At 67.2% G+C, this 13925-nt stretch carries 13 protein-coding genes and 1 tRNA gene; 6 read left to right on the forward strand and 8 right to left on the reverse strand.

Annotation, left to right across the window (positions count from 1 at the left end; all coding sequences use genetic code 11):
* Positions 1-32 precede the first annotated feature (32 nt).
* Complete coding sequence (gene orn, locus KY497_RS11445) at positions 33-659, reverse strand: oligoribonuclease (RefSeq protein WP_219869074.1); 627 nt, start codon at positions 657-659, stop codon at positions 33-35.
* Between the two features lie 87 nt (positions 660-746).
* Here orn and KY497_RS11450 point away from each other — a divergent pair.
* Positions 747-822: transfer RNA gene (locus KY497_RS11450), tRNA-Arg, on the forward strand.
* 85 nt (positions 823-907) lie between these two features.
* Here KY497_RS11450 and KY497_RS11455 read toward each other — a convergent pair.
* The gene (locus KY497_RS11455) at positions 908-1177 is read right to left on the reverse strand and encodes a hypothetical protein (protein WP_017830680.1); all 270 of its coding nucleotides are present in this window, start codon (positions 1175-1177) and stop codon (positions 908-910) included.
* 206 nt (positions 1178-1383) lie between these two features.
* Between KY497_RS11455 and KY497_RS11460 the strand changes: the two genes are divergently transcribed.
* The 4 genes from KY497_RS11460 (at position 1384) to KY497_RS11475 (ending at position 4702) form a co-directional block, all read left to right on the forward strand.
* On the forward strand, positions 1384-1890 hold the full coding sequence (locus KY497_RS11460; RefSeq protein WP_219869075.1) for a single-stranded DNA-binding protein: 507 nt from the start codon (positions 1384-1386) through the stop codon (positions 1888-1890).
* A gap of 78 nt (positions 1891-1968) precedes the next feature.
* A complete protein-coding gene (locus tag KY497_RS11465; RefSeq protein WP_219869076.1) occupies positions 1969-2466 on the forward strand; it encodes a DUF6993 domain-containing protein in 498 nt (165 codons plus the stop codon).
* A gap of 63 nt (positions 2467-2529) precedes the next feature.
* A complete protein-coding gene (gene ettA, locus KY497_RS11470) occupies positions 2530-4209 on the forward strand; it encodes an energy-dependent translational throttle protein EttA (protein ID WP_219869077.1) in 1680 nt (559 codons plus the stop codon).
* A 7-nt stretch (positions 4210-4216) separates the two neighbouring features.
* On the forward strand, positions 4217-4702 hold the full coding sequence (locus KY497_RS11475; RefSeq protein WP_055868397.1) for a thioesterase family protein: 486 nt from the start codon (positions 4217-4219) through the stop codon (positions 4700-4702).
* 84 nt (positions 4703-4786) lie between these two features.
* Here KY497_RS11475 and KY497_RS11480 read toward each other — a convergent pair whose 3' ends face one another.
* Positions 4787-5677, reverse strand: coding sequence for an acyl-CoA thioesterase II (locus KY497_RS11480; RefSeq protein WP_219869078.1), 891 nt, complete (start codon positions 5675-5677; stop codon positions 4787-4789).
* 50 nt (positions 5678-5727) lie between these two features.
* Here KY497_RS11480 and KY497_RS11485 point away from each other — a divergent pair, with 50 nt between their 5' ends.
* A complete protein-coding gene (locus KY497_RS11485; protein ID WP_219869079.1) occupies positions 5728-6393 on the forward strand; it encodes a hypothetical protein in 666 nt (221 codons plus the stop codon).
* Here the strand turns inward: KY497_RS11485 and KY497_RS11490 are convergent.
* The 5 genes from KY497_RS11490 to pepN all read right to left on the reverse strand — a co-directional run bounded on the left by KY497_RS11490 (position 6372) and on the right by pepN (position 13863).
* Complete coding sequence (locus KY497_RS11490) at positions 6372-7844, reverse strand: serine hydrolase (protein WP_219869080.1); 1473 nt, start codon at positions 7842-7844, stop codon at positions 6372-6374. The genes KY497_RS11485 and KY497_RS11490 overlap by 22 nt on opposite strands.
* Positions 7845-7982: 138 nt before the next feature.
* Entirely contained in the window at positions 7983-9647 is a 1665-nt protein-coding gene (locus KY497_RS11495) for an FAD-binding dehydrogenase (RefSeq protein WP_219869081.1), read from the reverse strand.
* A complete protein-coding gene (locus KY497_RS11500) occupies positions 9644-10093 on the reverse strand; it encodes a globin (protein WP_017830670.1) in 450 nt (149 codons plus the stop codon). The genes KY497_RS11495 and KY497_RS11500 overlap by 4 nt, the downstream gene beginning before the upstream one ends.
* Positions 10090-11163, reverse strand: a complete 1074-nt coding sequence (locus KY497_RS11505; RefSeq protein WP_219869082.1) for a mechanosensitive ion channel family protein — start codon at positions 11161-11163, stop codon at positions 10090-10092. The genes KY497_RS11500 and KY497_RS11505 overlap by 4 nt, the downstream gene beginning before the upstream one ends.
* A 147-nt stretch (positions 11164-11310) precedes the next feature.
* Positions 11311-13863 carry an aminopeptidase N gene (gene pepN / locus KY497_RS11510; RefSeq protein ID WP_219869083.1) on the reverse strand — a complete coding sequence of 851 codons (2553 nt, stop codon included), beginning with the start codon at positions 13861-13863 and terminating at the stop codon, positions 11311-11313.
* Between the last annotated feature and the right edge of the window lie 62 nt (positions 13864-13925).

A 13925-nucleotide genomic window follows, 5' to 3' on the forward strand; every position in this document is an offset into this window, starting at 1 on the left:
TGCCCACCGGAGCAGGCAACCATACGAGTGTATTACATGTTCGGAGTGAACTCGGACACCGTGCGCGAAGCGATCTCCCGTGCCTCGTCGCTGGACGGCCCCGGCTCATCGACGAACACCGCTTCGCGGTAGTACCGGAGCTCCCTGATCGACTCGAGGATGTCGGCGAGCGCACGGTGACCGCCGTCTTTGGCGGGGGCCTGGAAGAACACCCGCGGGTACCAACGGCGCGAGAGCTCCTTGATGCTGGAGACGTCGACGTTGCGGTAGTGCAGCCACTGATCCACCTGCGGCATGTACTTCGCCAGGAACATCCGATCCGTGCCGATCGTGTTCCCGGCCAGAGGCGCTTTGCGCTCCAGCGGAACGAAGCGCTTGATGTACGCGAGGGTCTGGGACTCAGCCTCCTCCAGCGACACTCCACCGGCGATCTCCTCGATGAGTCCCGATGTCTCGTGCATCTTCGTGACGAAGTCGTTCATGTGCTCGAGGGCACTCTCATTGGGGCGGATCACCACCTGGAATCCCGGATCGATGGGGTTGAGCTCGAAGTCGGTGACGACGACGGCGATCTCGACGAGCTCGTCGACCGCCAGATCGAGGCCCGTCATCTCGCAGTCGATCCATACGAGACGATCATTCTCGGACGCAGATACCATGCCGCCATACTATCGACGGGCCCGACATCGCCGACCGGAGCGTGCTTCACGAAACGCCTCCGGGACCGCGATACTCTAGAGATGTGCGCCTCCGTAGCTCAGGGGATAGAGCAGGAGCCTTCTAATCTCTTGGTCGCAGGTTCGAATCCTGCCGGGGGCACCACACGAGTCGAATGCCCCGCGACACACGGCGCATCGAGGCATTGGCCGTCGAATCTCCGCCTGCGTCGTCGACCGCGCTGAACTCGTCAGGAATAGCGGAGGGCCGCGACGGCATCGTCCGCGCGCCAGAACTCACCGACGACCCGGAAGACGCCCGTCGCGAGATGAAGGCGCTCCGCGCGGTATCGAAGCCCGAGCGGATCCGCGACGATGCGCAGGTGACCGAGCACGTGCTCCCGCTGATCCTGCACTCTCCAGAGGTGATCTGCGGCGCGGACCAGATGCTCTCGTGCGGAAGCGAGTCGAGGCGTGGCGTAGGGGATCTCGGGGAGGGAGGTGATCAGGTTGTCGGACATCGGGGCTCCTTTCGTGATTCGAAGATATGACCGACCTCCGACATTCGGGCCGGTGAGGTCCTCCCGCCCTCATCGGGGCTTTCTCTCCACAGACGCCATCTGAACGAGGCTGTCCACCACTTGCACGATTCGGGCGATCGGCTCCCGTCGTCGCGCCCCACTCTGGAGGGGCCCGGAAGAGATCCGGCGATCGAGAGGATGAGCACATGATCGACACCCTGACCATCGTGGGGAGAGTCGCGACCGACCCGACGCAGGTCCAGACAGGGGGCGGCGTCTCTGTCACCAATTTTCGCCTCGCCAGCACGCACCGCCGCTTCGACGCCGTGACCCAGACGTGGACGGACTCCGGGACCAATTGGTTCTCCGTGGCCGCATTCCGACAGCTCGGCGAGAACGCGAAGGCGTCACTGCGCACCGGTGACAGCGTGATCGTGACCGGTCGCCTGAAGATCCGAAACTGGGAGAGCAACGGCAAGCACGGCACCAGCGTCGACATCGAAGCGGATGCGATCGGACATGACCTGCGCTGGGGGACGACCGCCTACCGACCGCAGGCGCGTGCGCAGGCGAGTGCCACGGAGACGTCAACCGACTCCGCGGACGCGTCATCCGGCCATGAGGGAGTCGGCGGCCCCGATGAGGAGAAGGACTCCTCGACGATCGACCTCTCCTGGGCTGATCCGGAGGCGGAGCTGACGGGGAGGGGCTGACCTGCCGAGTTCGGAGAGATGAGGGCGCGGGCCGGCTGCTCGGGCGAGACGAAGGGGAAGGCGACGTAGACTCGGCACGTGCTTCGTCGATCGGTCCTCTCGCCCGCGCGTGGAGCCGGCGTCCTCGCCGCCACGGCTGCGGCCGCCCTCCTTCTCTCCGGGTGCACGCCGAGCCCCGCTCCGTCACCTTCCCCGTCGGTCTCCGCCTCGCCCGGTGCGGAGTCGACGATTCCCGCGGCCCCCGTCCTGGTGCCCGATGGCACCGCCGAGGAGAACCTGCCTGTGTTCACGGCGACCGCGGAAGGCATCTGGGCGACCGATCAGCGGGGGTTCGGTCGCGCCTACATCGACGCTCTGATCAGTGCAGGGTTCGATCGCGAGGCGATGCAGGTGACCCAGGATCAGACCACGGTAGGGAATCCGGCGGAGAGTCTGCAGTTCTCCGTGCGCTGGGGCGACGATGAGTGTCTCGTCGGCCAGGTCGGGCCCTCGACGGGGCAAGTCGTCACCGCGGTTCTCCCGCAACTCGCCGAGGGGCGCTGCCTCATCGGCGCCACACGTCCTATCGACTGGTGACACGCCAGGGGGCCGGTAGGCTGGAGTGTCGATCTTCGACGCCAACAGAAGGAGCGGTTTTCGGTGGCTGAGTACATCTACTCGATGGTTCGTGCACGCAAGGCAGTGGGCGAGAAGCTCATCCTGGACGACGTGACCATGGCGTTCCTCCCCGGGGCCAAGATCGGTATGGTCGGCCCCAACGGCGCCGGTAAGTCGACCATCCTCAAGATCATGGCGGGTCTGGACACCCCCTCGAACGGGGAGGCGAAGCTCTCTCCGGGGTTCACCGTCGGCATCCTCATGCAGGAACCGGAACTCGACGAGACGAAGACCGTGCTCGAGAACATCCAGGACGGCATCGCGATCAAGGCGAAGCTCGACCGCTTCAACGAGATCTCGGCACTCATGGCCGATCCCGATGCCGACTTCGACGCTCTCCTGGCGGAGATGGGTTCGCTTCAGGAAGAGATCGACGCGGCGGACGGCTGGGACCTCGACTCGCAGCTCGATCAGGCCATGGATGCGCTGCGCACCCCTCCGGGCGACGCGGCGATCGTCCCGCTCTCCGGTGGTGAGAAGCGTCGCGTGGCGCTGGCGAAGCTGCTCCTGCAGAAGCCTGACCTCCTGCTCCTCGACGAGCCGACCAACCACCTCGACGCCGAGAGCGTGCTGTGGCTCGAGCAGCACCTGCAGGCCTACAAGGGTGCCGTCATCGCAATCACCCACGACCGGTACTTCCTCGACCATGTGGCCGAGTGGATCGCCGAGGTCGACCGCGGCCGCCTGATCGGCTACGAGGGCAACTACTCGACCTATCTGGAGAAGAAGGGCGAGCGCCTCGAGATCCAGGGCAAGAAGGACGCCAAACTCGCCAAGCGCCTCAAGGAGGAGCTGGAGTGGGTGCGCTCGAGTGCAAAGGGGCGTCAGACCAAGTCGAAGGCGCGTCTCGCTCGCTACGAGGAGATGGCGTCCGAGGCCGAGCGCACCAGGAAACTGGACTTCGAGGAGATCCAGATCCCCGCAGGACCGCGTCTCGGTAGCGTCGTCATCGAGGCCAAGAATCTGAAGAAGGGCTTCGACGGACGCTCGCTCATCGATGGACTCAGCTTCAGCCTGCCGCCGAACGGCATCGTCGGTGTCATCGGCCCGAACGGTGTCGGAAAGACGACGCTGTTCAAGACCATCGTCGGCCTCGAGCCTCTCGACGGCGGAGATCTGAAGATCGGCGAGACGGTCAAGATCAGCTACGTCGACCAGTCGCGCTCCAACATCGACCCGAACAAGACGCTGTGGGAGGTCGTCTCCGACGGCCTCGACTACATCACCGTCGGCAAGACCGAGATCCCGTCCAGGGCGTACGTCTCCAAGTTCGGCTTCAAGGGTCCGGACCAGCAGAAGAAGGCAGGCGTGCTCTCCGGTGGTGAGCGCAACCGCCTGAACCTCGCGCTGACGCTCAAAGAGGGCGGCAACCTGCTGCTCCTCGATGAGCCGACCAACGACCTCGACGTGGAAACCCTGAGCTCGCTCGAGAACGCGCTGCTCGAATTCCCCGGCTGCGCCGTGGTCATCACCCACGACCGGTGGTTCCTGGACCGTATCGCCACGCACATCCTCGCCTACGAGGGGACCGATGAGAAGCCTGACCAGTGGTACTGGTTCGAGGGCAACTTCGAGGCCTACGAGGAGAACAAGATCGAGCGCCTCGGAGCGGATGCGGCCAAGCCGCACCGCTCGACGCACCGCAAGCTGACGCGCGACTGAGGCTGTCGTGACCGCATCGCCGGGGCCCCGTCTGCACATCCCGATCCAGCTCCGCTGGGGCGATCTGGATGCGTTCAACCACGTCAACAACACCTCGATGCTGAAGCTGCTCGAGGAGGCTCGTGTGCGAGCGTTCTGGCGTGCGGGCCCCGGCGAGGAGGCCCCCTCGACGGCAGTGCTCGACTCGGGCATCGACGAGGGCATCCTCACGCTCATCGCTCGCCAGGAGATCGAGTACCTCGCACCCGTGCCGTACCAGCGGCGACCGCTCGAGGTGCAGATGTGGTTCGGGAAGCTCGGCGGGTCCAGCGTCGAGGTCTGCTACGAGGTGCACAACGACCCGACGGCAGACCCTCGTCAGATCTATGCGCGATCGACGGCGATCATCGTGCTCGTCGACGCGAAGACCGGACGCCCCACCCGCCTCACGCAGGAGATGCGCGACGCCTGGGAGCCGTACCTCGGAGAGTCGATCCAGTACAGCCATCGCTGAGCCGCTCGCGGTCAGCGGGCGACGAGGGGCACGTGAGACTGTGCCTGGCGAGTCGGTCGGGAGCGGGTGTTCCCGACCGACGTATCACTCCTGGCCGTCGGGGACCCGGATCATGATCTCCTGGGCGACGCTCGCCACGAGGGCCCCGTCGCGCGTGAAGATCCGTCCGGTGGCGAGCCCTCTGCCGCCGCGGGCGTTCGGCGACTCCTGCACGTACAGCAGCCACTCGTCCACGCGCGCAGGCCGGTGCCACCACATCGCGTGATCGAGGCTGGCGACCTTGAGACCGGGGAGCGCCCAGTAGACGCCGTGGGCGCGGAGGATCGACTCCTGGATCGTCATGTCGCTGAGGTAGGCGAGGGCCGCCCTGTGCAGACGCTGGTCGTCGGGTAGCGGCGCGCGAAGACGCATCCACACGGCCTGCTGCGGCGTGCGCGCATCGTCGCTCGGCAGATACAGAGGCGAGTCGACGTGGCGGATGTCCGCGGCGCGCTCGCTCAGCATCCGTGCGGTGCCGCCGGGGAGACCCTGAACCCGATTCTCGTCCGGTGCGAGTTCCTCAGGAGCGGGAATGCCCTCGGGCATCGGCTGTGCGTGCTCGACGCCCGGGTCGGCGTCCTGGAAGGAAGCGATCATCGAGAAGATGGGCACACCGTTCTGGTAGGCCTGGGCACGACGCGTGGAGAACGAGCGTCCGTCATGGATGCGGTCGACGGAGATCGTGATGCCCTGACTCGCGTCGCCTGGACGAAGGAAGTAGCCGTGCATCGAGTGCACCGCCCGGTCTTCGGGGAGGGTACGCTCTGCAGCCAAGAGCGCCTGGGCGAGAACCTGTCCGCCGTAGATCCGGCCGGTGGGCATCGGGTGCGAGGAACCGGTGAAGATGTCCTCCGTCGTCCGTGCCTGCGTCGAATCGAGATCGAGGACCTCGAGCAGCCGCTCGACGGTCTGGATGGCGTGGTCTTCCGCGCTCATGGATTCCTCTCTGCGCCCCGGGGCGCCGCTCCGTTGGTAGTTTAGAACGCGTGCCGCATCACCTCCTCCTCGCCGACTCCCACACGGCGAAAGACGTCCTGACGTTCGTGGGGCGAGCGGCCAGGATCACCGACGAAGGAGTGCGGCTGCAGGCGTCGAGCGGCGCACTCGCCCTCACGACCGCGGCACTCGCCCCCCACGGCCTGTTCGATCAGACACCGACGATCCTCGCGATGCGCATCGTGCATGCTGATCCCGAACTCGAGTGCGATGTCGTCGTCGATCAGCTCACGAAGACCGACGAGCCACACCGCCTCGAGCTCCCGGACACCGGACTCTCGCCGGCGTGGGCAGGTGTGGCGCCGCCTCGAGGCGGGTGGGAGCCGGTGTCGACGCTCGACGTCTCCGTGATCGCCCAGCGGGCGCAATGGGGGATCTCCGCCGTGGCCCGCGGCACCGCGCCGGGCTCGGGAGAGGAAGCCGTGCGAGCCCTCCGGGCCGCGATCTGGGGGGAGCCGGATGAGGACCTCGGTGACATCCCGCGAGGCGTCGCCTTCGCTGCGGACGCGATGGGCTTCATCTCGGGCGAGGAACAGGTGGCCGTCTCTCGATCCGGGCGATGGACACGACTCGCCTTCCGGCGCGGTCATGTACTCTCCCGCGGCCCGGTTGCCTCAGGGCTCACGAATGTGCGTCACACCGGCTCCGCCGGCTGAGACGCCCCCTGCCGCCCGCGACGCAGAAGCACGTGGCCGCGCCGCAGCGCGACGATCCTGCTCACGAGGGCGCTGATCCCTCCCAGCACCAGGACCGCGCCGAGAAGTTCCAGAAGCGGGAACAGCCAGAGGTCGATCACCCAGTACTGCCAGTTGACGGAGCCCCCGAGCAACGCGGGAGTGAGGGGGATGACCAGCCCTGCGACGATCACGAGGATGAGCGGGAAGAGTCGGAGCAGGAGTCGCGGTGTCCGTGCGGACCGCCTTCCCGCCGCCCAGCGGGGAGCGCGAAGAGCCGTCACGAGGAGCAGGGTCAGAGCGACCGCGGCAAGGACCGACAGGATGCTGTTCGCGACGCCCAGAGGGTTCTCGTAGGGCTTCGGGGGCACGCCCTCGGATTCCGCGATCAGATTCTGCGCCAGCTCGCCGGGGGAGCCGACTCCGTTCGTGAGCACAACGACAGCTCTTCCCGTCTCGGGGGCGAAGGCCATGGACCCGGTGAACGTGGCCAGAGTGCCCCCGTGCGAGACGAAGCCAGATGCATCCCCTCCATCCGGGGCGAGGTGCTGCCAGCCGAGACCATACGGTGCAGCGTTGGGCTGCACCGCGTGGAGCTCGTCGAGCAGCGGGCGCTCCAGCAGTGCCGCACCAACCGTGCCCTGGTTGAAGCGGAGCCACTGCACCATATCGGCGAGCGTCGACACCACGCCACCGTTGCCTCCGCAACGCCCCGGCATCTCCGGCATCACGTACGCGAGACCCAGCACCACGGAGAAGCCGGGCGCGAGCTCATCCACAGTCCGGTCGCAGGCGTCCACGCTCAGCGAGTCGTGCATGCCCAGCGGCACGAAGAGACGCTCCCGAAGGAAATCATCGAGAGGCTGCCCCGACACGATCTCGACGATGCGGGCGGCGAGCGAGTAGTTCGTGTTGTGGTACTCGAATCGCACTCCCGGTTCCGCGACCAGTCGGCGCTCCCTGAGCTCGGCGATGACCGCCCGCGTGGTCCGCGGCGCGGGCAGCGCGAACTCGTCGTTCGTCTGCAGCGACAATCCCGAAGTATGGGACAGCAGCTGGCGGATCGTGATGTGCTCGTACCTCGCATCGGCCATCGTGAACTCCGGCAGGCGTTCGACGACGCGGTCATCGAGTTCCACTGAGCCGTCCTGGACCAGCAGCATGATCGCCGTCGCCGTCATCGACTTGCTCATCGACGCGATCCGGAACCGCGTCTCCGGCGTGATCGCCGCTCCGGCGCCGTCACGACCGCGCACGATCAGATCGACGTCTCCGTCGGAGATCACGGCCGCGGCGATCCCGGGAGTCGCGAACGTCTCCGTGTACGCCTCGACCGTCCTGGAGGCAGTCGTCGGGGTGTCCGCGGTGACAGTGGGAACAGCGCGGCTCGCGAGCAGTGTCGACAGGAGTCCGAGGAGCAAGAGGATGCGCACGAGCCCACCGTAAGCAGCACGGCCGGGCGGTTCGACGTGGAACGCCATGTCTTCGGGATACCCCGAACAAGTGCGACGGATCCCCGGAACGACGCCACCAGGAGAACTGGGCCCGTGCCTCGGACCTCGCCCCGCGACTCAGACGGCGAGTGCGGCTGCGCGCCCCGCGGTGCGACCGGAGAAGAGGCAGCCGCCGAGGAAGGTTCCCTCGAGTGCCCGGTAGCCGTGCACGCCGCCGCCGCCGAAGCCGCTCGCCTCACCGGCCGCGTAGAGACCCGGGATCGTTTCGCCTGCGGCGTTCAGGGCGCGGCCCTCAAGATCCGTGTTGATACCGCCGAGGGACTTGCGCGTGAGCACATGCAGCTTCACGGCGACGAGCGGCCCCGCCGTAGGATCCTGAAGGCGGTGCGGGGCTGCGGTCCGGATGAGTTTGTCGCCGCGGTAGCCGCGCATCGACCGCAGCATGCCGATCTGCGCGTCCTTCGTGAAGTCGTTCTCCATCTCGCGGTCGCGAGCCACGACCTCGCGCCGGACGTTGTCGAGGTCGAGGAGTTCGCCGCCAGGATGCTTCTGCATCTGTTCGAGCAGCGAGTCGAGATCGTTCTCGACGATGAAGTCCTCGCCCTCGTCGAGGAAGGACTGCACCGGACCCGTCGGTCCCTTGGCGAGGCGGGATTTCAGGAGGAGTCCGACATCCTTCCCCGTGAGGTCGGGGTTCTGCTCGCTGCCGGACAGGGCGAACTCCTTCTCGACGATCTGACGCGACGTGACGAACCAGGAGTGGTCGTGGCCTGTCGTTCGCAGGTGCTCGAGGGTGCCGAGGGTGTCGAAGCCGGGGAACAGCGGCACGGGGAGCCGCTTTCCCGTAGCGTCCAGCCACAGAGACGAGGGGCCGGGCAGGATGCGGATCCCGTGCGAAGGCCACACCGGATCCCAGTTGGAGATGCCCTCGACGTAGTGCCACATGCGGTCGCCGTTGACCAGGCGGGCACCCGCGACTTCGCTCACACGATGCATCGAACCGTCGACATATGCCGGCACCCCCGTGAGCATATGGGCGGGTGCGGTGCCGAGCCGTTCGGGCCACGCTGCTCGCACGAGGTCGTGGTTGCCGCCGATCCCTCCTGAGCAGACGATCGTGGCGGTCGCCGAGATCTGGAACTCGCCGATCACCTCGCGAGACGATGGCACCCCGCGCTCCGCACCGCTGGTTGCGAGGATGTCCCCTCGTGCACCGGTGACGGTGCCGTCCGCGACGGTCAGCTCGCCGACGCGGTGACGCGGAAGAATCGTGAGCCGGCCGTCCCGCTCGCCCTGCTCGACGGCTGCCGCGAAGGGGGCGACGATGCCCGGTCCGGTGCCCCAGGTGATGTGGAAGCGGGGGACGGAGTTGCCCGGTCCGATCGCCCCGTAGCCGCCGCGCTCCGCCCAGCCGACGACGGGGAAGAAGCCGACTCCGCGTTCTCGAAGCCAGGCGCGCTTCTCGCCGGCCGCGAACTGCAGGTACGCCTGCGCCCAGCGGCGGGGCCATTCGTCTTCGTCGCGATCGAATCCGGCGTTACCGAACCAGTCCTGGGTCGCGAGTTCGAGGGAGTCCCTGATGCCGAGGCGTCGCTGCTCGGGGGAGTCGATGAAGAACAGGCCCCCGAAAGACCACCAGGCCTGACCGCCGAGATTCGTGCGCGGCTCCTGATCCACCAGGATGACGCGCCGCCCGGCATCGAGTGCCTCCGCCGCCGCGACGAGGCCGGCCAACCCCCATCCGATCACAAGGACGTCTGCAGACAGGGGTGTCGTCGTCATGAGTTCTCCGTTGATTCCTGACGTGATCGGGCCTCGAGCGTCGGGCGACCACCCGGACCGGCACCGATCCCGGAAGGCTCGAGTGAGTTCACCATGGCATAGGCGGCCCGCTCCAGGTAGTCCCACAGCGTGGTTTCGTGCAGGGGGGACAACTGCGCCTCGTCCACAGCTGTTCGCATGTGACGAAGCCAACGATCGCGCGCGTCCGCGTCGATGCGGAAGGGCATGTGCCGCATACGGAGCCGCGGGTGTCCGCGCGTCTCGCCGTAGGTCGTGGGACCGCCCCAGTACTGCTCGAGGAACATCCGCAGGCGATCCTCCGCGGGGCCCAGGTCTTCTTCGGGGTACATCGGCTTCATCACCGGGTCGAGTGCGACCTCGCGATAGAACACCGAGACGATCTTCGCGAACGTGTCGTGCCCGCCGATCTCGTCGTAGAAGGTCACTTCTGGGTGCTCCCGTCGTCGTTCGGCTTCTTGCGGCGCCAGATCCCGCGGTCGGGGATGATCGGGACGCCGGTCACGGCATTCGGCCGGGTCTTGGGCGGATTCGCTCCGCGCACGCGACGCGCCCCGTCGAGGCCGGTCGGCACGACGTCGACCATGCGCGGAACGCCGATCTCCTTCTCGAGCAGGGCGGCGCGCAGCCGACGCCGCAGCTCCTGGGCGACGTCGTCCTTCGCGTTGGCGCGGGCCTTGATCACGATGCGCACCACGAGCGCATCGCCGTCGATGGACTCGAGCCCCCACAGCTCCGGCTTCTCGATGATGCGCGTACGCCACTTCGGATCCTTCGCCAGCCCCTGCGCCGTCTCGAGCATGATGTGCTCGACCTGCTCCAGGTCGGAGTCGGCGGGGACGCCCAGGTCGATGATGGAACGCGCCCAGCCCTGCGACATGTTGCCGATGCGGGTGACCTCGCCGTTGCGCACGTACCAGAGGGTGCCGTTGACGTCGCGCACCTGGGTGATGCGCACGCTGACGTACTCGACGACGCCGCTCGCGAGACCGAGATCGACCACGTCGCCGATGCCGATCTGGTCTTCGGCGACGATGAACATGCCGTTGAGCACGTCCTTGACGATGTTCTGGGCGCCGAAGCCGAGGCCGGCGCCGACGGCGGCGGTCAGGAGGGTCAGGGAGCCGAGGAGCGTGGGATTCAAGGCATTGACGATCAACACGACCGCGATGACGACGAGCATCACGTTGACGATGTTCTGCAGGATCGTCCCCAGCGTGCGCGTGCGCTGCACGAGGCGCATGTCGGCGAGGGGGGATCGTTCGAGGGCCTGCGTGTCGTCGACCGACGCCTTGTTTTTGGCGCTGTCGACGATGCGGTGCACGACCCGCCGTATGACGATGCGCAGAACGAGGCCGATCACGACACAGCTGGCGACGATGATCGCGACCGCAAGCGCGTTCATGCCTGCCTCGGCGAGCCAGGCGAGAAGCTTCTTCATCTCCTCGGGAAGCTCAGCCGGAGCAGGGGGAGTGGTGGTCGTCGCGGGGAGATTCATCACTCACGATCCTAGCGATCGGGTCTCTGCGCGGGCTGGGTGGATGTGCCCGACGAGAACGGAGACCACCCGTCCCGTCTCGCGGTGTCGTTCATGGACACGGCAAGTGCGGGACCGATGGTCTCCGTCTTCAGGGGTGCTTCGGGATCAGTCCTCGGCGTCGCGAGCCTGTGCGGCCAGAGCGCGCTCCACGTCCGCCAGGTTCTCGAGCACGAGACGGCGCAGCGCGGGCGCCGCGTCCTGGTGGGCGGCGAGCCAGCCACGGGTCGCATCGCGCAGCGCGACGTCGGCCAGAGCCGTGGGGAAGAGTCCGACGATCAGGTACTGCGCGATCTGGTAGGTGCGCGATTCCCAGACCGGGAGCAGCATGTCGAAGTAGGCCGGTACGAACTCACCTAGCACTGCGGCGCCGGCCGGGTGTGTGAACCCGAGCGCTGCGGAGCGGACGATCGTGTTGGGGGCGTCGTCGCGTTCGATGAGCGACGCCCACGCGGCCTTCTTCGATGCCGAATCCGGAAGCGAGGCACGGGCCTGAGCGGCGAACTCTCCGCCCTTGGCCGTGTTGTCGGCCGCGAGGGCGGCATCGATCGTCGCGGCATCGGTCGCGCCGATCGATGCCAGCCCGACGAGGAGCTGCCAGTTCAGGTCGGCGTCGACCTCGAGCCCGGGCAGCGTGTCCTCACCGGAGCGCAGACGCCCGACGATGCCGGCGTGCTCTGGGGTGACCAGGGCGTTCGCGAACGCGGTGACGAACTGCAGCTGGCTGTCGCTCCCCGGCTCCGCGGCCTCTGCGAGGCTCCACAGGCCGTCGGCGACCTTGAGTCGTGCCGCCTCGCGATCCGCGGGGACGACGTAGAGAGTCGCCGCGGTGCGCAGCTGGCTCAGCGTGGTGCGCACGGTCGTCGACTCGGTCTCGCGGCCGATGTTGCCCAGCACGAGGTCGATGTACTCCGAAGCGCCGGTCTCGGCGTCGCGGGTCTGGTCCCACGCGGCGCCCCAGACGAGCGAGCGGGCGAGCGGGTCGTGGATGTCGGCGAGGTGGGCGATCGCCGTGGCGAGCGACTTCTCGTCGAGGCGGATCTTCGCGTAGGCGAGGTCGTTGTCGTTGAGCAGCACGAGGTCGGGGCGGGCGAGGCCCTGCAGCTCGGGCACCTCGGTGCGGTCGCCGTCGACGTCGACCTCGAGGTAGTGGGTGCGGGTGAGCGAGCCGTCCGTGAGCGTGTAGAAGCCGATGCCGAGGCGGTGCGGACGGATCGTCGGGTAGTCCGCCGGGGCGGTCTGCGTAATCGCGAAGCGCGAGATGGTGCCGTCGTGGCTCTCGGCGATGACGGGCTCGAGCGTGTTGACGCCCGCGGTCTCGAGCCACTTCTTCGACCACGTGCTGAGGTCGCGGCCACTGGTGGCTTCGAGCTCGGAGAGCAGGTCGCTGAGCTCGGTGTTGCCCCAGGAGTGCTTCTGGAAGTACTGCGAGACTCCGGCGAAGAACGCCTCGATGCCCACCCACGCGGCCAGCTGCTTGAGGACCGACCCGCCCTTGGCGTAGGTGATGCCGTCGAAGTTGACCTGCACGTCATCGAGGTCGTTGATCTCGGCGACGATCGGGTGTGTGGAGGGGAGCTGGTCCTGGCGGTAGGCCCAGGTCTTCTCCATGGCGTTGAAGGTCGTCCAGGCTTCTGTCCACTCGGTGGCCTCGGCGGTGGCGATGGTCGACGCCCACTCGGCGAACGACTCGTTGAGCCAGAGGTCGTTCCACCACTTCATGGTGACAAGGTCACCGAACCACATGTGCGCCAACTCGTGCAGGATCGTGACGACGCGACGCTCCTTGACCGCGTCGGTGACCTTGCTGCGGAACACGTAGGTCTCGGTGAAGGTGACGGCACCGGCGTTCTCCATCGCGCCGGCGTTGAACTCCGGCACGAAGAGCTGGTCGTACTTGGCGAAGGGGTAGGGGACGCCGAACTTCGACTCGAAGTAGGCGAAGCCCTCGCGGGTCTTGTCGAAGATGTAATCGGCATCGAGGTGTTGCCACAGGCTCTTGCGGCCGTACACGCCCAGGGGGATGACACGTCCGGAGGCGCTGGTGAGCTCCGAGAAGGTCGACTCGTACGGGCCGGCGACGAGCGCCGTGATGTACGAGGAGATACGCGGGGTCGGCTCGAAACCCCACGTGGCGGTGACGTCGTCGTCATGGACGATGGGCTCGGGGGTGGGGGAGTTGGAGACGACCTTCCATGCGGCAGGGGCCGTCACCGTGAACTGGAACGTCGCCTTGAGGTCGGGCTGCTCGAAGACGGCGAAGACACGACGCGAGTCGGGCACCTCGAACTGGGAGTAGAGATAGACCTCCCCGTCCACGGGGTCGACGAAGCGGTGGAGCCCTTCTCCGGTGTTCGTGTACTCGCAGTCGGCGTCCACGACGAGGACGTTCTCGGCCTGCAGACCGGTGAGCGCGATGCGCGAGTCGGCGAAGACCTCGTTCGGGTCGAGCTGCTCGCCGTTGAGCGAGATCTCGCGCACGTCGCGGGCGATCAGGTCGATGAAGGTGAAGCCCTCCGGCGTCGCGGTGAAGCGCACCACGCTGCGGGAGCCGAATACCTCGGGGCCCTTCGTCAGATCGAGGGCGACCTCATACGACTGCGTGTCGATGACGTCGCGGCGCTCCTGCGCTTCGATACGGGTGAGGTTCTCTCCAGGCACAGCTGTACTCCCAGGGGTGAGGGGATGTCACCGGGGCTGGGCGCAGTTGGCGCCGACGGCAA

This window comes from Microbacterium sp. PAMC22086 (assembly GCF_019443525.1).
GTDB lineage: Bacteria > Actinomycetota > Actinomycetes > Actinomycetales > Microbacteriaceae > Microbacterium > Microbacterium maritypicum.